16 protein-coding genes and 1 riboswitch are annotated in these 20,605 nt (G+C 43.0%); of the genes, 1 reads left to right on the top strand and 15 read right to left on the bottom strand.

Annotation, left to right across the window (positions count from 1 at the left end):
• Positions 1 to 73: 73 nt before the first annotated feature.
• Positions 74 to 433, top strand: a complete 360-nt coding sequence (locus MKY34_RS06110; protein WP_342514319.1) for a helix-turn-helix domain-containing protein — start codon at positions 74 to 76, stop codon at positions 431 to 433.
• A 98-nt stretch (positions 434 to 531) separates the two neighbouring features.
• Here the strand turns inward: MKY34_RS06110 and MKY34_RS06105 are convergent, their stop codons facing one another.
• The 15 genes from MKY34_RS06105 to MKY34_RS06035 form a co-directional block, all read right to left on the bottom strand.
• Positions 532 to 1,098 carry an NADPH-dependent FMN reductase gene (locus MKY34_RS06105; RefSeq protein WP_342514318.1) on the bottom strand — a complete coding sequence of 189 codons (567 nt, stop codon included), beginning with the start codon at positions 1,096 to 1,098 and terminating at the stop codon, positions 532 to 534.
• A gap of 171 nt (positions 1,099 to 1,269) precedes the next feature.
• A complete protein-coding gene (gene glpK / locus MKY34_RS06100; protein WP_342514317.1) occupies positions 1,270 to 2,760 on the bottom strand; it encodes a glycerol kinase GlpK in 1,491 nt (496 codons plus the stop codon).
• 78 nt (positions 2,761 to 2,838) lie between these two features.
• Positions 2,839 to 3,672: an MIP/aquaporin family protein gene (locus MKY34_RS06095; RefSeq protein ID WP_342514316.1), complete on the bottom strand. Its 834-nt coding sequence runs from the start codon at positions 3,670 to 3,672 to the stop codon at positions 2,839 to 2,841.
• A 194-nt stretch (positions 3,673 to 3,866) separates the two neighbouring features.
• Entirely contained in the window at positions 3,867 to 4,436 is a 570-nt protein-coding gene (locus tag MKY34_RS06090) for a glycerol-3-phosphate responsive antiterminator (protein WP_342514315.1), read from the bottom strand.
• Between the two features lie 270 nt (positions 4,437 to 4,706).
• A complete protein-coding gene (locus MKY34_RS06085) occupies positions 4,707 to 6,356 on the bottom strand; it encodes a glycerol-3-phosphate dehydrogenase/oxidase (protein ID WP_342514314.1) in 1,650 nt (549 codons plus the stop codon).
• Between the two features lie 168 nt (positions 6,357 to 6,524).
• Complete coding sequence (locus MKY34_RS06080) at positions 6,525 to 7,220, bottom strand: ECF transporter S component (protein WP_342514313.1); 696 nt, start codon at positions 7,218 to 7,220, stop codon at positions 6,525 to 6,527.
• Positions 7,196 to 8,875: an energy-coupling factor transporter ATPase gene (locus tag MKY34_RS06075; RefSeq protein WP_342514312.1), complete on the bottom strand. Its 1,680-nt coding sequence runs from the start codon at positions 8,873 to 8,875 to the stop codon at positions 7,196 to 7,198. The genes MKY34_RS06080 and MKY34_RS06075 overlap by 25 nt, the downstream gene beginning before the upstream one ends.
• Positions 8,857 to 9,735: an energy-coupling factor transporter transmembrane component T gene (locus MKY34_RS06070; RefSeq protein WP_342514311.1), complete on the bottom strand. Its 879-nt coding sequence runs from the start codon at positions 9,733 to 9,735 to the stop codon at positions 8,857 to 8,859. Before MKY34_RS06070 ends, MKY34_RS06075 begins: the two co-directional genes overlap by 19 nt.
• Before the next feature lie 206 nt (positions 9,736 to 9,941).
• Positions 9,942 to 10,748, bottom strand: a complete 807-nt coding sequence (locus tag MKY34_RS06065; protein WP_342514310.1) for a DUF4430 domain-containing protein — start codon at positions 10,746 to 10,748, stop codon at positions 9,942 to 9,944.
• Positions 10,749 to 10,788: 40 nt separating this feature from the next.
• Positions 10,789 to 12,378: an S-layer homology domain-containing protein gene (locus tag MKY34_RS06060; protein WP_342514309.1), complete on the bottom strand. Its 1,590-nt coding sequence runs from the start codon at positions 12,376 to 12,378 to the stop codon at positions 10,789 to 10,791.
• Positions 12,379 to 12,482: 104 nt separating this feature from the next.
• Complete coding sequence (locus MKY34_RS06055; RefSeq protein WP_342514308.1) at positions 12,483 to 16,523, bottom strand: S-layer homology domain-containing protein; 4,041 nt, start codon at positions 16,521 to 16,523, stop codon at positions 12,483 to 12,485.
• A gap of 170 nt (positions 16,524 to 16,693) precedes the next feature.
• Positions 16,694 to 16,885, bottom strand: a riboswitch (cobalamin riboswitch).
• A gap of 125 nt (positions 16,886 to 17,010) precedes the next feature.
• Positions 17,011 to 18,225 (bottom strand): ABC transporter permease, encoded by a 1,215-nt coding sequence (locus tag MKY34_RS06050; RefSeq protein ID WP_342514307.1) that lies wholly within the window; start codon positions 18,223 to 18,225, stop codon positions 17,011 to 17,013.
• Entirely contained in the window at positions 18,222 to 18,902 is a 681-nt protein-coding gene (locus MKY34_RS06045; RefSeq protein WP_342514306.1) for an ABC transporter ATP-binding protein, read from the bottom strand. Before MKY34_RS06045 ends, MKY34_RS06050 begins: the two co-directional genes overlap by 4 nt.
• On the bottom strand, positions 18,886 to 20,079 hold the full coding sequence (locus tag MKY34_RS06040; RefSeq protein WP_342514305.1) for an ABC transporter substrate-binding protein: 1,194 nt from the start codon (positions 20,077 to 20,079) through the stop codon (positions 18,886 to 18,888). The genes MKY34_RS06045 and MKY34_RS06040 overlap by 17 nt, the downstream gene beginning before the upstream one ends.
• A complete protein-coding gene (locus MKY34_RS06035) occupies positions 19,994 to 20,323 on the bottom strand; it encodes a hypothetical protein (RefSeq protein WP_342514304.1) in 330 nt (109 codons plus the stop codon). Before MKY34_RS06035 ends, MKY34_RS06040 begins: the two co-directional genes overlap by 86 nt.
• Between the last annotated feature and the right edge of the window lie 282 nt (positions 20,324 to 20,605).

Below are 20,605 nucleotides of genomic sequence, written 5' to 3'. Positions count from 1 at the left end.
ACGAAACTATCAATAAAGTAAGTAAGCACTTAAAAGTGCTATAGTATACAAAAAGATACCATGGGAGGCTATTATGAAAATCGAACCCGAACAATGTAAGGTTGATGAGGCACTAGGGATCTTAGTTGGTAAATGGAAACCCGTGATTCTACTACATTTACTGACAGAAGGAACACTGCGGTTTAGTGAGTTAAAAAGATTAATGCCAGGAATTACACAAAAAATGTTAACGAAACAATTACGTGAATTAGAAGATGAAGACATTATTAATCGAGTCATTTATCCACAAGTACCACCAAAGGTTGAGTATTCGATTTCGGATTATGGAACAAGCTTGCAACCTGTCTTGGATATGATGCATAAATGGGGAACTACCCATGCCATTCATATTGAGAAGAAAAGAAATAGTGAAGAGTTGAATGATGCGCAGTAATTAAAAAAGCGCAAGCCCCTAGGCGCTGGAGTCTAGACAATAAGAAAAGAACGTGTTGAATCACATAGATTCAACACGTTCTTTTTACACATCAACGATTACGCGTGAACCGTAGCATTGTTTTTATTGTAGAATTCAACGAAGTTTTTCACAACTGCATCTAAGAAATCAATCGTTGCTTGGTCCGTCAATTCACCAGCTTCGTTGATTTTTTCATGCACAGAACCGATATATACTTCGTTACCTTGCAACAAAGCAGGTGCTAGTGTTGGGTTTGAAAGAATCTCTCTCAAGTGTAGTTGCGCACGGATGCTGCCGAATGCCCCCATAGAAGAGCCAACGATAAACGCTGGCTTGCCTGGAAGTGTAAATTCGCCACCACGTGATAACCAGTCAATTGCATTTTTCAATGCACCTGGAATAGAGAAGTTATACTCAGGAACTGCGAACAAAACAGCGTCTGAATCCTTCACATTGTTTTTAAAATCCATCACGTTCTCCGATGGATTATTTTCGATATCAATCGAAAACATTTCAAGATCATTCACGAAAACAGGTGTGATATCTAATTGCTCTGCATAACGATTTTTCATGAATGTTACTAACTTCAAGTTGAATGACGTTGAACTTGTACTGCCGATAATTGCTTTCACTTTAATTGCCACGATGCAAAACTCCCTTATATACGTTTATAGTACTGCTTGTCTTGTAGTATGTCATAAATGAATTCTTTCAGGAAGTACGCACTTCGAAGTGCTATAGTATACAAAATGATACTATCACAAAGAAAAAGGCATCTCCCCGTTCAGATGAACCGAGAAACGCCTTCCTTTCTATCATTTAAACGCCATCGCTGCTTTCACTGCTTTTTGCCATCCTGCATATAATTCCTCACGTTGCTCTTGTTCCATTTCGGGTTGGAATGCTCGATCCAAATGCCAGTGTTCTGCGATTTCAGAGCGATCTTTCCAAAAGCCAACCGCAAGACCTGCCAAGTATGCAGCGCCTAATGCTGTCGTTTCACTGATAACAGGGCGTTCCACAGGGACATGTAGCAAATCACTTTGGAACTGCATCAGCATATTATTTTCCACCGCACCACCATCTACACGTAATGTTTTCAAGGAAATACCCGAATCGGCTTCCATCGCATCCAAAACATCTTTTGTTTGATAAGCCAGTGCTTCCAACGTAGCACGAACAAAATGCTCTTTCGATGTCCCTCTTGTCAGACCAAAAACAGCTCCTCGCACATCACTATCCCAATACGGTGCGCCAAGTCCAACAAATGCCGGTACAACATAAACACCTTCTGAGGAAACGACACGGTTCGCATACTGCTCACTATCTGCTGAACTCCTGAACATACGTAGTCCATCACGCAGCCATTGAATCGCCGAACCTGCGACAAAGATGCTCCCCTCAAGCGCATACTCTACTTTGCCATCAATTCCCCATGCAATCGTTGTCAACAAACCATGCTCAGATTTAACCGCCTTTTCTCCTGTGTTCATCAACATAAAGCAACCCGTACCGTACGTATTTTTCACCATGCCACTATCAAAACATGCTTGACCGAACAACGCGGCCTGCTGGTCTCCCGCGATTCCTGCAATCGGTGCTGCATGACCGAAGAATAACCCCTCATCCGTATGCCCGTAAATTTCAGAGGAAGGGCGAACTTCTGGAAGCATCGATGCTGGAATGCCTAAAATGTCCAATAACTCCTGATCCCATTGGAGTTCATAAATGTTATACATTAGCGTTCGTGAGGCATTCGAATAATCCGTCACATGCGTTTTCCCGCCAGACAACTTCCAAACTAGCCACGTATCAATCGTGCCAAATAATAGATCGCCTCGCTCCGCTTTCTCTCTTGCACCTTCTACATTGTCCAAAATCCATTTCACTTTTGTACCGGAGAAATAGGCATCGATGAGCAAACCTGTTTTATCGTGAAACAAATCACCATGGCCATGCTCTTTTAGTTCCTCGCAGATATCTGCGGTTTGTCGTGATTGCCAAACAATCGCATTATATACCGGATCCCCCGTGTGTTTATCCCACACAACAGTCGTTTCACGTTGGTTGGTAATACCAATGCCCGCAATTTGCTCCGCATCAATATTCTTTTCAGACAGCACACCTGCGATAACCGATAAAATCGAACTCCATATTTCATCTGCACGATGCTCTACCCAGCCTGACTGCGGAAAATACTGCGTAAATTCCTGTTGTGAGGAATGAAAAATCTTGCCCTCTTTATCGAATAAAATCGCACGTGTACTCGTTGTCCCTTGATCAAGTGCTAATATATATTTTTCCATTATCCTATCTCCCCGAATCCATGTTTTGTCCTACTTAATCTATACGCAAATTGATGTTGAGATATTTACCCTTTTTTATTAGTATACCCTGTTGGTGACTTCTTGTTTAACATCTACTTTCGCCTCTTTCCGAATGGAGTATTGTGCTGCAAAGAGAACCGCCAAGACCAGCGCACCAACAATCCAAAACGCTAGACTATTAATACCTTCAAAAAACTGTTGATAAAATAGCGCACCAAATGTACCACCTAGGACAGGACCAGCGACCGGAATCCAAGCATACCGCCAATCAGACGAACCTTTCCCTGGAATCGGTAAGATAAAATGTGCAATTCTTGGTCCTAAATCACGTGCTGGATTAATCGCGTAACCTGTCGTTCCACCTAAAGATAAACCAATCGCTACAATCAATGCACCGACTATCAATGGATTCAAGCCTTCTGTGAATTCATTGGCGCCTATCATCAACAAGCCCAATAACAACACGAACGTACCGATAATTTCACTCGTGATATTTGACAGCGGGTGACGAATCGCAGGCGATGTTGCAAAGACAGCCAATTTCGTATCAGGGTCTTCTGTTTCCTGCCAATGCGGTAAATAATGAAAATACACGATGACCGCACCAACAATCGCTCCTAGCATTTGCGCCACTATGTAGCCAGGTACGTCCGTCCACGGGAAGTTACCAATGGATGCCATGCCAATCGTTACGGCTGGATTTAAATGTGCGCCACTAAAGTTCCCCACTGCATAAACACCCATTGCAACGGCTAACCCCCATCCAGCGGTAATCACAATCCAGTCAGAGCCCTCCGCCTTCGACTTTTTCATCACTACCCCACCAACAACACCTGCTCCAAAAATGATCAAAATCATCGTGCCTATCAATTCCCCTAAAAATGGTGTCATTCGTTGTCCCTCCCTTTAATTTTGTAAGCGGTTACGCATCGTATACAAACAAAAAAAGGCCACATTTAATCACCCGCATCATGCGGTATGAAAAAATGTGGACCTCAATACTCAACCACTGTTTTATTAACCTAGTTACATACTAGTAAAAGTTGAAACAACTGTCAATGTTTTTAATTTGATTGTCAACTGGCTCATGAAGAGGATGATGGACGAAATGCCGACCACAGTTGTTGGTTGGATGTCGTTACTGCTTTAGCTCCGGCATCTAACGCATTTTGAACATGCTCCTCCGAACGAATCAATCCACCACTAATGACTGGAATTCCCGTTCGTTCATGAACCTCACTAATAATTTGCGGGATAACCCCCGGCAAAATTTCAATATAGTCCGGTTGTGTCCGTTCAATTAACGAATAACTTTTCTCCAAAGCGATGGTATCCAGTAAAAACATTCGTTGAATGGCAATGATCCCTTTCGTCTTGGCCTTCATCAACATATTGGAGCGTGTCGAAATAATGCCCGCTGGACGAATATCATTGCACAAAAACTCCGCCGCATAATCATCCGTTTTCAACCCTTGGATTAAATCTGCATGGATAATGAGTTTTTTCCCCGCTCGATCCGCTTCGTTTTTAATGGTCTTCAAATTACTAATGTGCACCTCTAGCAAAACGATGTATTCATACGGGCTAGCTAGTAACTTCTCTAACTGTTTCAAGTGTCGTAAAGCTGGAAGAATCTTTTGTTCATGAAAAGGCATCTTCCTCATCACTCCCTTCATACATTCTCCATTATACAACTAATCAATTACGCCTCGGCGTAATTGCGTCCAGATTTTTTCGAGCGAGCTCGAAAAGCTCCTCTGAAAATCTGTGACATCCGCAGGCCGACAGGATGTCGGTCATGCAACCGTTGCCACAGGACGTGGCGTACTTAGGTTGCCTTCTTCTCTAACTTGATTCAGCTGCTTAGAAAAAATGAAGTCTTCTAAAGCTAATACTTCGTTTTCAGTAACATTTGCTGAAGCAAGTTAGTGCTTTGCTACAGTCGTTGCATAGATAATTTCCTGTTGCAATTCTTTTTCATAATCTGTCCGTTGTTGTTCCGTCCATCCGAAAATCTTCACCATCTCAGAAATAACTTGTTCTTTCCATTCATGCACAGTTGCGACATCAAACAACAAATCGCCTGTTCTTCTAATAAAGAAGTCCGTCGGCTTGGCAGCCATCTCATGATGAATGGCATACATCATTTGTGCATATAAAACCTTCGGTAAACGCGTACCTTCATCCTGTAAATAAGCGAAAACACGCTCAACATTCGAACCATACATCTTCGCAAGTTTGCGCCCTTCTTGTTCTGTTAACCCTAAACCTTGCGCTTGTTGTACTTTTCCATCCAAGAATCGTGGTAAATTGGCAGATCCACCAACGTCTCCACCCGAAATCGGCAAGTTTTTCGTGATACATGAACCCCATTTGTTGTCGCCTGTGCCATTCAACTTGCTGACAATCATATCTACAACTGTCTCCGCCATTTTACGGTACCCTGTTAACTTCCCACCTGCAATCGTAATCAAACCTTTTTCCGACTCCCAGATTTCATCTTTCCTCGAAATTTCTGAAGGATTTTTCCCTTCCTCATGGATCAGTGGACGAACGCCTGCCCAGCCTGATTCGATCGCCGCTTCCGTTATAGACAAATCAGGAAACATATAGCGAATCGCGCCCATGATATAGTCACGGTCCTCTTGCGTAATATCCATCGTTACTGGATCACCATCATAAAATGTGTCTGTCGTTCCTACATATGTTTTCCCATCCCGCGGAATCGCAAACACCATGCGCCCGTCCGTCGTATCGAAATAGACTGCTTGTTGTAGTGGAAACGCCTTTTGATCGAATACAAGATGGACACCTTTTGATAAAATTAAGTGCTTATTGCTTTTTGAGCCATCGAGTTCTCGCACTTTATCCACCCACGGGCCCGTTGCATTAACAATTTTCTTCGCTTGAATCGCTACCGTCTTGCCCGTCAACGTATCGACGATTTCAGCACCTACTGCTTTGTTTTGCGCATCATAAATAAATTTTTCAGCCTTCGCATAATTCGCAATAACAGCCCCATTTGACGATGCTGCTTTGATGACTTCCATCGTTAAACGTGCATCATCTGTACGGTATTCAACATAGACGCCGCCGCCTAATAACCCTTCTTTTTTCACGATAGGTACGCGTCGAATCGTTTCTTCTACAGACAACATCGTTCTTCTTTCCGACTTCTTCACACCCGCCAAAAAGTCATACACTCTCAGACCAAAAGAAGTTGAGAACTTTCCAAACGTACCGCCTTTATGGAACGGCAACAGCATCCATTCAGGTGTCGTCACATGCGGACCGTTTTCATAAACAATCGCGCGCTCTTTCCCAAGCTCCGCTACTTCTTTAATTTCAAATTGTTTTAAATAACGTAACCCACCATGCACCAGTTTCGTCGAACGACTTGAAGTACCCGAAGCAAAATCCTTCATTTCCACAAGGGCAACCTTTAACCCACGTGTTGCTGCATCCAAAGCAATCCCAGCACCCGTAATTCCTCCACCGATAACTAGCACATCGAACTCCTTACTTGCCATCGTATCGAACGTCACATGTCTTTCCACTGCTGATAAATTCGTCATTATATGTTGTCTCCTTCTCAATTTTATATCGTATTCGTCGGAACAAAAAAAGAGAGACCTGAACACACCATTGTCTATTTACAATGGTGTTGTCAGGTCTCTCATTCGCTCAAACCGAATTTATTAACTTAGCTACAGCTTAGCACAAGTTCCTTGCATAGTAAAATATTAGCCCTCAACTTCCAACAAACCATATTTCCGTTTAAATCGTTCTAATATTTTCAACCAACTTGCGCCAAATACCACCAAGAAGAACACATTTGATAAACCATGTGCAAGGTCGAAGTAAATGCTTGAGACATAGATTCCTACAAAAAATTCCCCTGTAAAGCTCTCCAGGTTACTAACGACAATCCACATATTCATAAACCAGCCGAAAAGATAGCCCCAGACGAAGCCAAACAAGCACTTGCCCCACATTTTCTTCATCCACCACGTATTGCGTAGCAGACCTGCACTCATACCAATCATGCCCCATGCATACATTTGCCATGGAGTCCAAGGACCTTGGCCTAAGAAAAAGTTTGAAACAATTGCCGCAACCGCCCCTACGATAAAACCTGATTCCGCCCCGAATACGAGCCCCGCCATAATAATGACAAACGATGTCGGTTGCACACTTGGTAACCCCGCAAAAGGCACCCGCCCTACCGCAGCAATCGCCGCTAACATCGCCAATAGCACAACTTCTCGTCCCGCAATTTCTCGGATTTCAAAACGGGCGAAAAACGGTAACATAATACATCCAATGATGACAAAGCTTAAAAGTAAATAAGCTTTATAATTAAAGAGCACAATAGACGACACCAACAGCACCACAATCGCAATCGACACAAAGGCTAAGTACTTACCAGATTGAGCCATGTCGCCTCAGCCTCCCTTAACGTCAACACTTCACGCACGGGACTCATACGAGTTGCACGATTGATCGCCGTCGTATAAAAATAATTCCCTTTAAACAGTTGTTCTGGCGTACCATCCGCAGTGATTTCTCCATCGAACATCATCGCGCACCTTTCCGCATTTTCAGCCGCAAATTCAATATCATGCGTCACCATCATAATCGTCAAACCGTCTTTATGAAGCTTCGACAACACCTCCGAAAAACGGGCCTTAGAAATCGGATCAAGTCCCTTCGTTGGCTCATCAATGAACAACATCTCTGGCTTGCCAATCAACATACACGCAAGTGCTGCTTTTTGCACTTCCCCACCTGAACAATCATAAGGATGACGATGGCGTAAATGCGCAATGCCAAATGCATTTACTAGCTCTGTTATGACTGCATCACCTTCTTGAATATTGTGACGGATAACTGCCTCTTGCATCTCTTTTTCAATCGTATCGTGCATAAAATACGTCCGTGGATTTTGGGGCAAATACGCAATTTTTTCATAAAGCTCCTTGCCTTTCAACTTGCTCGTGTCTTTCCCTTCCAAGCGCGCTGTTCCACGCTGAGGTTTGATACTTCCAATACAAGCCTTAAGTGCGGTCGTCTTCCCCGAACCATTGCCGCCGACCAATGCAAAAAACTCCCCTTTATTCATATGTAATGTAAAATTTTTTAAAATCATTTCTCCTTTTTTATCGTACTGAAAATAGACATCCTTTACCGCTAACATACTGTTCTTTTCCGATGACTTCACGTCTATGGCCAGTTCTGCTTCTGCATCCATCGCATTCGGCAACGTCGCTAGCCACCCCTTACTTTCTTTCACGGTTAAAGGGATTCCTTGTTCTTCTGGAGCCGTTTCCAACTCCATATAAAGCCTTGAAATGGAGGGCGCATAGGGAATGTATCGCTGATCCTGTTGCATGTACAACTCATAAATAAGCTGTTTACTATTTCCTTCATAGCATATTTCTCCGCTGTCCATCATCAATACACGGTCCGCAACTGCAAATAACTCCTCCAACCGATGTTCGACTAAAATAATCGTAATGCCCATTTCTTTGTTTAGCCTTTCAAGCATACCTATCAACTCTTTCGCCGCAATTGGATCGAGTTGAGAAGTCGGTTCATCCAGTAATAATACTTTTGGTTTTAATAACAAAACGGACAGCAAATTAAGCATTTGTTTTTGTCCACCTGATAGTTCAGACGGCTTCAATCGCAAAAGGCCTTCCATACCGAAAAAGTGCACCATTTCTGCAACCCTTTTGCGCATTTCGAAATTCGAATACCCAAGATTCTCCAAGCCAAAAACAATTTCCTGCATCACTTCATCCATCACAATTTGGTTATCAGGATCTTGAAAAACGAGACCAATCTGTTCAATTAATATGCGATCGTCCCAGTCCTCCAAACGTTTTCCCGCGTAACGAATGTTACCAGTCAAATCCCCAACAGGAGCCAATTCCTTCTTCAACAGACGCAACAATGTCGTCTTTCCACAACCGCTTGGTCCACATAACACAATAAATTCGCCTTCCGTAATGTTCAAATTAACATGCTTCAGCACTTTTTCAGTCGTGTCTGGGAATCCAAAAGATACATCTTTTATCGTGAAAACTTCCATCTCACTTGCTCTCTCCCTTCAACGAGTAATGGAAACGACAGTATAATCACCATACAAACAAGCAAAATCCAATCGATTACATAGAAGTTAAGCGTTCCAAGCTCCGGATAAATAATAATCTTTCCATAGCCAAGGGACCCGCCCACGATGCACAGCGTAAAAAGAGTCAATAATGTCATCAGCCATCCTTTATCACATTTCGTCATTCGATAAGGGACATATGGACTTCTCTTCCCGATTCCATAACCTCTCGCTTTCATGGAATCTGCCGTTTCAATCGCTTCCTCCAACGACCATGTCAATAAAATCTGCATCATCACCATGCCGTTTTTGGCACGCTCCCGCACCGTTCCCGCTGCCATTGTCATTCCTCGAATGCGCTGGACATCATTAATTTCATCCAACCTCCCTTTTAAAAGGGGAACAAAACGAATAGCCAACATTGTTAAAAAAGCAGTCCTTGGCAGAAACTTTGAGAAGACAAAGAGAAACTTATTGCCATTTAAAATAAGGTTAAATGAAATGAACATTAGCAATATCAGTACGAGCGACATCGACATCACAACCCCATATAACGTCGCTTCAAGCGTCACTTGTTTTCCTCGAAAGTAAAAGAAAATGGTTGTGCCTCTAGAGTTCAAAAATGGATTCACCAAAATAATGACCGCACTCATCCCCACGAACATCGGAATCCATTTTCGCAATGCCTTGCCATTGTCATGCGTTAGGTTGACGCCGACTAACAATAGACAAGCAACTGCCAAAAATACTGGATGATTGAAATACATCGCCAATACCCCTACACAAACGTAATAGAAAAAAATGACGAATGGATGGTAGCCACGAAAACCATTTTCCATGCATGCACACCGCCTTTCATAATTTAGTAGAACAAAAGTGCTTCCCGATTTATCTAAAAAAGCTCCTTTGTTCATTTATTTATGACCGTCATGATGGGCTTTATGACCGTCTCGAACCTCATTAGGACCACCATAGTACCCAAGCAGCGTATAAAGCCGATCCAGTGTGTTTGTTACACACATAGATCGGCTTTACATAAGCGAAGTTATCGACGAAACGGCTCTAAATTCGCATCGATATCGACACCAAGATTCGTCGTATACATCCATTCGACGATATCCCCCGCATACAAAGGAACGACACCCGCACCACGGTCTGGGAATATACCGTTAACACGGTACATCCAGCCACTTCCTTGCCCTCTATCAAATTCATAGACATTGTCAATTCCCTCAACGTAGGCAGTGGCCCCTTGCCCGCCCCTGTAATCCATTTGAATCTTCTTCTCTTTCGTAATGGCGATTAAAGCCTTAAGAACCGTATCTCCATCGGTAATTTCCATCTCGGTTGCTTCTAATGGAATCTCAGTCGATGAGATAACAATCGAATAGGTAATGGCATTCGATTTGGATTCTGGTTGTTTCTCTTTTTCTACAGGCTTTTCTGCCGGTGGTGTCGCAGGAGGAACTGGCGTTGTCGTAGACGGCTTTTTCTGGTCAACAACCGGTTTCGACGCCGGTTGCTTCGTGCCTGCACTCTCCGCTTCCGATGTCTTATTTTGCTGTTTGTCGTTTGGCACTGCCGTCGCTTGCTCTTGCGGATCCGCTTGTTCTTGTTCAGTTTGTAGCGCATCTGGTACCTCAGTCGATTCCCCTTCTAACGTATCCGCTACTCCATCTGTAGCAAGAACTTGCGTTTCTTCCAACTGCTCTTCATCAGCTAGCTCTTCTTGTTCAAATTCCAAATCCTCTAACCCTGTTGGCTTCTCCAATGAGGTTCCACATGCACTTAGCAGGAACACCATGAAAAAAAATGCTAGCAATGACGTACATAATTTTAGATGGCGTTTCAACGATGCCCCTCCTTCACTCTCGTTATGGAAATGATCGATTTCATTTCACTTCATCAAAGAAATTGACGAGCATTTTTGCCGCTTGTGCACGCGTTGTTGGGTTTCCTGGATTGTATTTTCCGTTTGCCCCCGTTGCAATGTCAAGCTCATACAGCATCAAAACAGCATTCACCGCTTCCGAATCAAGGCTACCGATATCTGAATAAGGAACTTTAATGGAAGCGTTGTATTTGCCGCCTGTTTTATAGTCATACGCACGCGCCAACATAAGCGCAATTTGTGCACGCGTCACTTTATTTCCAGGCATGAACTTACCATTCTGATTCACAACAAGCCCATGCTGATATGCCGCCGCTATCTCCGCTTGCGTCTCTTTTGCATAACCTCCAATATCCGTAAACGGGGACGTTGCTTCTCCTTTCAAATCCAACGCACGTACAATAATTGAAATGGCTTGTGCACGTGTTAAGTGGGCATCCGGTTTAAAACTGCCATCTGGATAGCCCTTTATGATGCCAGCCTCCGTTGCTTGTCGGATAAAATCAATGGCCCAATGCCCTTTGACATCTAGAAACGGAATTGGATTAGGGTCAGGCTTTACAGGATTCTTGCCAAAATGATAAAGTGATCCCGCTCCCTTTGTATAAAGCTCCACTGCTACAAGTGCTTGTAACGCTTGCTCCGTTGCCATCCCATTAGATTGCTTGTCCTCAATCGTATGCTTAAATCCGCCATCCTGTGTACGGAAGCCCAATAAATGATCGACCAAGTTCGTGCCATTCTTCGTAAATTGCGCTCCCCTTGGATCAATGGCATTCGCCGTCAAACCAATAATGACCTGGGAAGTAGCCTCACTTGAAATCCCGCCAACAAATGCCTCATTAAATCCACCAGTTGGACCTTGTTCTTTTGACAAAAAAGTAACTGCTTTATCAATTGCCACTTTTACTGCTGGTTGTTCACGATAAGGAGCTAAAGCCGTAAGTGCCATCGCCGTAATATCATAACTCGCTGCCCCGGTTGTCGACGTTGACAAACTCCATGCACCTTCTGCTTTTTGGTATTTCAACAATTCCGCTACAAGTTTCTCACGTGTCCATTTCGCAGTTTTCGGTACTTCAAATGCTTGTGAATCCAGTGCAATAAGCGCGAAAATAATGCCGTTATTCCCTTGGAATGTTAGGCTGTCCGCGCCTGTTGTCCATGACTCACTGTTGTAGATTTTCTCAATCAGGTTAAAGCCTTTGCCATCGATATTCGTCGGGTCTTTGCCAATCGCGACTGCCGCTATCGCCAAACGCTCGACATCAGTAATTTTCATCCGGCCTTTTCCGGATTTCGTAAGCACTTGATCTTGTAAATGTTCTAGATACGCTTGTTCATACGTTTTCGGAACGACCTTTCCAGCCCGTGCAAGACCAATCGCCTGCCACTCACTATCAATCCCTTGACCTATCATTTGGGCACTAGCCGCATCAATGACAGGTTGAAGTACATTTGCAGTACTTTGTGCACCATTTGCTACCTGCTCATATTCTTCTGCTTGTGCAAGACTTATCGGTGTTAAAACAAGTGCACAAACCAACATCATAACTAGTAATCTAGTCGTCATTTTTTCTAATAACGTCAATTTATTAACCCCCTTCTAAGATTCCTATCTCTCACCAGTGTCCAGTTACCGACACCATTCGCGTCCTTCGAATTGTGGCGGCAACTGGCGCGTTCAATGGTGGATCAACGTTCCAAATGCTCAAAGAAATTAACAAACATTTTTGCCGCTTGCGCACGTGTTGTCGCCGCAGCCGGCTTGTACTTTCCATCAGAACCTGTCGCAATTTCTAATTCATATAACATCGAAATCGCATTAACTGTTTCTTCATCATAGCCACCAATATCTGGGTACGGAGCTGTTTGCTTCGTGACGTATTCTTTCCCCGTTTTTTGCGTATACGCACGGTGTAACATCAGCGCGAGTTGTGACCGCGTCACTTCATTGCCGGGATTGAATTTCCCTTGTTGTCCAATAACAATGCCATGCTGATAAGCAGCCGCAATTTCCTGCTGCGTTTCTTTGTCATAGCCGATGATATCTTGGAACGGCGCTGACTTGTCCGTCGTCAATCCTAAACCACGAACGACAATCGATGCTGCCTGCGCACGTGTTATCGTATTATTCGGACGGAACGTTCCATCTGGATAACCTTTAATAACCCCAGTTTGGGCTGCTTTTTCGATAAATTCTTTCGCCCAGTTGTTGCCGACATCCGTAAACTCAATCGGTTTGTCAATGACTGTTGGTTTAAAAGTAACGAATTCTGTAAAGTGATTCGTTTGGATAATCAAATCTTTCCCGCTCGGATATGCATATTCGTTATCTGTTGCACGAATAGCTGATGGATACTTTTTAATCAGTTTAAAATTACCTTTGTCATCAATGAAACCAACTTCCATATCCCCTCGACCTTTTAATGTCAACGTCACATGTTGATCGAAAGTGATGGTTTTAGCGCCGCCGACTTTCAAACGAAAATCAAGTGCTGAAACGGTCAGACCGTTTAGTCCTAAAACCTTATTGATTTGTTGCAAATCGAATCCGGTTGTACTCAAGCTAGTCGGCAATTGAAGCTTACCATCCCAATCCGATGTCACTTTTGTGCCTTGTCCAACTTCTAATAATGTATTGCCACGCGGCGCTGTCACTTGCGGTAACACCGTTTGCTCGCCAAAGTTTGCAGTGACAGGTACCGTCGCATCATTTTGATACGCCTGATCTAACACGAATGGTTTATCAGATGGCACCAAAATTTCTCCTTCATCGGGATTAGGCTCTGGATTTGTACTACCACCGCCACCTGGATTTCCACCTTCCGGAACATAACCGCCGCCGATATCATGGCCTAAATCTTTTGTATATCTCCAACGAAGCACGTCACCGTCTTGAAGTGTGTAAAGTCCTGCGCTGAAATTTGGATATATACCATTCACTGAATACATCCAACCACTATCCGGACCACCATCAAACTCTCCTAGTCCATCAATGGCTTGTACATACAATGTCGCTCCGTTACCAATATAATCGATTGAAATTCCTTTTTCACCAACGACCCTTTTCAATAACGTAAACGCTGTATCTCCACTTTGTAGTGATACATCCATCGCCTTGATAATGTCCGTACCGTCCATCGTTCGTTTTTCAACTGAAAGTGTTACCGTTTTTGTAGCTGGTGGAGTCGTTTCACCGCCACCACCCGTACCCGGATTTTCTGGTTCTACAGCTTCCGTTTCAAACGTTAGAAACTCCGTAAAATGCTTGGTTTTAATAATGAGATCATTGCCCTCTGGATAGGCATAGACATCCTGTGTCGCACTTGCTGCCTCGGCCTTTGTCGAATATTTTTTAATCAATTCGAATGTACCCGAAGTGTTTATCAATCCCGCTTCATTGGCTCCATAACCACTAAGCGTAAGCGTGACATAGTCATTAAAGTGAATTGGTTTAGCTCCACCAACTTTTATATGACTGCCCATTTTCGCGATTTTTCTATCTCCCAATTTTGCGTCAATAGTTGCCTTAACGCTCTCACTCGTTGCTAGCGTTGTTGGTGCTTGAATTTTCCCATCCCAATCTGTTGACGTCACTTGTGTACCTGCCGGAATCTCTAACTTAGCTTTTCCACGTTCTGCCGTAACCTTTGGCAATGATTGCTCATTATTTCCCGCAAAAGCAAGTATGACGGGCTTGCTAGTATCCGGTTGGAAGCTATCGTTTAATTCAAATGGTTCGCCTGGTGGTACTGGCATGACGCCCGTTTCTGGGTCAGGTTGAACTTCTTTCCCAAAGTCATACAGTCGACCTTCACCTTTTGTAAATAAATCAAATGCGACAAGCGCTTGTAAGGCCTGCTCATTTGCCATACCATTGGATGTCTTTTCATCCATTATATGTTTAAAACCACCATCATCCGCTTTGAAGCTCAATAAATGGTCAATTAAATCGGTACCGTTTTTTGTAAACCGCTCACCACGTGGATCGATATTATTAGCTGTTAATCCAATGATGACTTGTGATGTCGCTTCACTGGAAATCCCACCCACAAATACTTCGTTAAATCCGCCTGTCGGACCTTGCGCAGTTGATATAAAAGCTGCTGCTTTATCGATTGCATTTTTCACGTCTGATTTGTGATGATAAGGAGCTAATGCAGTGAGTGCCATTGCAGTAATATCTATACTTGTCGATCCTGATGTAGATGCTTGCAGACTCCATGAACCATCTGTTTTTTGGTTCTTTAATAGTTCAGCAACAAGCTTATCCCGCGTCCATTTTGCATCTTCAGGGACTGCAAACGCTTTTGAATCGAGGGCAATAAGCGCAAAAATAATACCGTTATTACCTTGATAAAGAATGCTATCGGTATTTTCCCATGTCCAATGCTCACTTGTATGGATCTTGTCGATTAAGCTAAACCCTTGTCCGTCAACATTGCGTGCATCAAGTCCAAGTGCTGCCGCTGCAATTGCTAAACGTTCGACATCAGTAATTTTCAGTCTTCCAGAACCTACCTTGGTAATGACTTGACTATTCAAGTTTTCCTTAAAATAATTGTTGTAACTCGCCGGTACCTCAATACCAGCTCTCGCAAGCCCAATTGCTTGCCATTCACTCACAACCCCCTTCTGAATCATTAGTTCGCTCGCGCTTTGAATCGCTAATTGAACGGCGTTTTCTCCATCTGGTTTCTCTTCTACTCTCGGTTCAGCAATTCGTTGCCACACTGATTTCCCTGTTTGAATATCTGTCAAAGCAATGAGTGCTTGCTCTGTCGCCATCCCGTTTACTTTTGCATCGTCGTGCTTCCACTTAAACCCGCCATTTTCTAATTGGAAACCTTTATAGGCATCCACTATGGTATTTCCATTCACAGTCCACTTCTCAACTAATAGATTTTCTCCAACTGCCACTAGTCCTGAAACAGAAGTGGAAAGACTGTTAGCATTATCCCCCATTCCGAATCTGCCTGCAGAATTAAATCCACCATTCTCTAAGTCTAACTGTCGTAATTTCAAATATGCCTTCGCTCGTTCAATAGCTGCATCTGCAGCACTATCCCCTCGATAGTTTCCTAGCGCAAGTAATACCATCCCCGTTATGTCCGTGTCAGATTCAGTACCAAAAAGAGCAAAGCCGCCGTCATCCTTTTGCGAATCCAACACGTACTTTAGCGCTTGTTGTTTCTTACTTTTATCCCAAGTTCCCGTATCATGGCCTAATTTCTCGCCGGCATCTAATGCAAGCATTGCCCATGCATGTTTGTTCATACCCCCAATTGAGCCATCTTCTTGTTGCTGTGCGGCCAATTCAGCGTACAAGTTCCTCTCGGTTTCCCATGCTTGCGAAGGATTTTTCCCCATCGCTAGCAAGCCAAATATATAACGGATATGTTCCGTATCAAACGTGTCTTCCTTCAATCCAGGATCTTTTGTTTGCCAACTTGGCAATGACCAAGAACCATTCGCTAAATTCTCGCCAGCCCCCCATAAGGCAACCATTTCCCACCACGATACAAGGTTCGTAGTAGTCGATTGATAATACCGAACCGTATCCTGAATCATTGTATCTAGTGAAGTGCTTTCCGACGCTTCGATGAGAAGATTACTTTCCTCTCTCTCCTCAGTATCTGTAGCTTGAACTGTCGGTACTACTATCGAAAATACAAGTAACAAACTCATCATGATTGAAAAACTTTTTATCAACTGTTTATGTAGCGTCTCCAATTGCCAATCCTCCCTATTTTCAGGTCTTTTCGATGGTAATCCTGAATCCCTCCTGTTTATTTTTTTATAAACAAAAAAGCCCCCACCCCCAGAAAAAGAGGTAAGAGCTATGTATTCTCGATAAATGAATAAATTCAAAGATACACAATGCAACCTTTTTCCTGGAAGGTATAATGCATGTATACTTTGGCAAGTCTCCTGACTTATGGGTTGAATCGTTTCTTCTGCCTTCCCAGTTGTTACACCAGTGGCGTTAAATAGAAGTCACTTCCCATTTACAGTGGCCGGTCCGTTCAGGATTTTCACCTGATTCCTTTTTAATCTTTACCGAAGGGCAAAGAACCAAAATATCTACTATTCAATTGTCACAATCTTCCTCATTATAAGGCAGCACCATTTTTATAGCAATTACATTTTTGAAAAAAGGATACAATTATGAAGAAAAAGCCCGAATCAGCAACAAACGATTCGAGCTTTTTCTTCTCATTTATTCATACCGTAGCGCTTCAATTGGACTTAGTTTAGAAGCTTTGTTAGCTGGAAGGATTCCAAACACAATGCCAATAAAGGCCGAGAAACAGAAACCTATCACAACAACTAACGGGCTAATGACAGCTTGGAAAGGCAATAATTGAGAAGCAATAAACGTTGCACCTGCCGCAAAGCCAATTCCAATCAGTCCGCCTAAAGAAGTTAACGTGACCGATTCGATTAGGAACTGTAGCAAGATTCTTCCTCTTGTTGCCCCCAATGCTTTTCGCAAACCAATTTCCCGCGTCCGTTCCGTAACCGATACGAGCATAATGTTCATGACACCGATGCCACCTACTAAGAGCGAGATGCCGGCAATACTACCGATGAACAACGTAATCGTCGTAAAATAGCTTTCAAGCTCTGCTTCATAATCGCCCATATCATAGCTTGTATACATACCATTCTCTAACTTCATCACTTCAGTTAGCGTGTCCCCAGCTAACTGTGCCGTTTCTGTCAGCGTTTCAGGCGAATCGCCAATGACCGAAATATTGTCGACTTCATAATTTCCGAACATCATGGAGACCAATGTCCTTGGCATGAGCATTTCACCACTTGAGAAATCATCATACTGTAGCATTTCCTCAGGAATTGTCGATTTGTATACGCCAATCACTTTATAAGGATTGTCTGCCACTTCAATAATTTCTCCAATGACATCTTCCCCATCATGAAAGAATTTGTCTCTCGTGACCGAGTCAATCATCACCACTCGGTTAATGCTCTCATTATCCCTAGACGTAAAGGTTCTTCCTTCAAGCATTGAAATACCTTTCGCCGCAAAGTAATGTTCATCCACACCTGTAATCATCATATCCGCTTGTTCTTCGTTATGCGCCATCGTTGCCCAACTCTGATTCGTCCCGAGTACCGCCTTGACCCCCGGCAAATCTTGGAGTGCTTCTAGATCCGTTCCTGTCACCATGGGCCATTCATAATCCATCTCTGTGCCATCCTCTGACATCATTGGTTCATAATAAAGCTCAATGGCGTTTTTATCGGTACTAAATACATCTTCCGCAATTTGACGCTTTGCCCCTTCACCGATTGCAACGATGATGATAACCGCCCCGACACCGATGATAATCCCGAGCATCGTTAAAATGGAGCGTACTTTATGGTTCCAGATCGAAGAAAAAGCAATTTTTAAACTTTCCCAAATACTCAAGACGTCTTCCTCCGATCATCGGTAATCAGACCGTCTTTTAACGTGATGATTCGATCGGTATACGCAGCGATTTCCTCTTCGTGCGTGACGATGATGACCGTTTTTCCTTCTTCGTTTAGTTCAACGAGCAATTCCATAATCTGTTCACTCGTTTTTGAGTCCAATGCACCTGTAGGCTCGTCCGCTAAGATGATAGTTGGATCGTTGACAAGCGCCCGCGCAATCGCGACCCGTTGCTTTTGTCCGCCAGATAGTTCACTTGGTAAATGCCCCATCCGATCTTCCAACCCAACCTTCGTTAACATTTGCTTCGCTTTTTCTATGCGCTCTCGTTTCGAAACACCCGCATACACCAATGGGCATTCGACATTTTTCAAGGCATTTAGCCGAGGAAGTAGGAAAAATTGTTGAAAGACAAAGCCGATATGCTTATTTCTTAATCCCGCCAGCGCATTTTCTTTGACCGTACTTGTGTTGTCACCATTCAGTTCGTATGATCCGGTTGTTGGCGTATCTAGGAAACCGATAATGTTCATGAGCGTCGACTTCCCTGACCCGGAAGGTCCCATAATCGCGACAAATTCACCATCTTCAATTTCTAAATCAATACCATGTAACACTGGTACCTTTAACGAGCCATTTCCATAGACTTTTTTTATATCACTCAACTTCATCAAAGGTATCCACTTCCATTCCCTCATGCATACTTTCATCTGGATTAATGATGACGAGCTCGTCTACAGCAATACCTTCTGTAATCCCAATGAATTCATCATTCATTTCACCAGTTTGCACGACACGTTTTTCCAATACGTTTTCTACAAGTACATAGACGTATTCAAGTCCTTCTTCATCCATCATTAGCGCCATATGCGGTACAGCAAGTACTTGTGCGCCTCCTAGCTTAATTTCCATTGAGACGTGAAAACCTTGTCGAAGTTCGGATGTGTCATCTGTAATGGCCACTTTAAACGGATACATCGTGACATTGCCGCCACCACCGCCAAAGTCATCACCGCCACCTTCGCCTTCTGGGAATTGAGAAACAGATTCTACAACGCCATTCCACTCTCGATCCTTAAACACTTTCGGACGCACAATAACAGGTTGTTCTGCTTGAATTTTCACCGTGTCAAATTCACTCATCGTTCCAATAACCTTAAACGGCTCATTGGAGATAATATGAATAACCGGTTCGCTTGAGCCTGTCTCTGTTTTCTCAACGTTTTTATTGACCTTTACAACAATACCGTTAATCTTACTGACAACTGTCATACTTTTCTTTTGGGCCATCAATTCATTGATCGCCTCCTGGGCTGAAGTGAGTTCGTCTTTCGTCCCTTCATAACCCATTTCAAGTTGCACTTTTTCTTTTGCGAGCATGTTGACATCTTCTTGTGTCACTTCATCGTTATTTTTCACTCTCTTCTTCATATCCGCCAAACGCTTGCCTATATCAGCAATTTCATTTTGTTCGATTTTTAAGCGACTTTGAACTAAATCTCTCGAACGCACCGCTTTGTTATATTCTGCGTCGATTTTAGTCACATCGTATTTAAATAGCGGATCTCCAGCACTGACAACCTGGTTTTCGGTTACTAAGTATTCGTGGATGTCACCATTCTCAGCTTCTAAAAACACTTTTTGCTCTTCTTCTGGAACAACTTTACCCGTCACTAAAATCGACTCACCTAAATCACGTTCAGCCGCTTTTTGAGCAAGGACACCACCCATACCTTCAAACTCTTCTTCAAATCCTCCTGCCGATTTACCTTTCGTCACAAAATAGACCGTTGTGGCGATCGCTAAAACGCCAACAACACTTAAGACCCAAATCCACACTTTCTTCTTCATTCGACTTCCCCCTGTTTTCTCTTTCTTCAATGACTACTTTACTTCCATCAATTACGCCAAGGCGTAATTGCGTCCAAATTTCTTCGAGCACACTCGAAAAAGCTCCTTTAAAAATCCGTGACATCCGCCGGAAGCTATGACTTGATTCAGCTGGAGGAGTGAATCCCCACTGTATGAATGTATATTCGACATTCATCCCACCACTTATAAAAATGAAGGATTTCCGCTGAATCAAGTCATACATTAACAAATACTCCTATTCTATGAAATTAATATACAAATTTCGCAGAACATCTCTATTAAGTATAACGAATAACCGACTCGTTTTGTTTCAATATTTGGGAAAAACTTTGGAAAACAACTAAAACTATGACATTCATTGTAAAATACTGCCGAAAAGTACAAGCAACCTCTCTGTAGACTAGTTATTCGCCTTTTATGATTGAGTTTTCTGCGTGTTCATACAGATAGGTATCTTAGATTAATTAAACAATAAAGTTGATTACTACTACCTATAAATTAGAAA

It is taken from the genome of Sporosarcina sp. FSL K6-1522 (assembly GCF_038622445.1).
In the GTDB taxonomy this organism is placed as follows: domain Bacteria; phylum Bacillota; class Bacilli; order Bacillales_A; family Planococcaceae; genus Sporosarcina.
The sequence above is the reverse complement of the archived record's forward strand: the minus strand, read 5'-3'. Positions and strand labels throughout refer to the sequence as shown.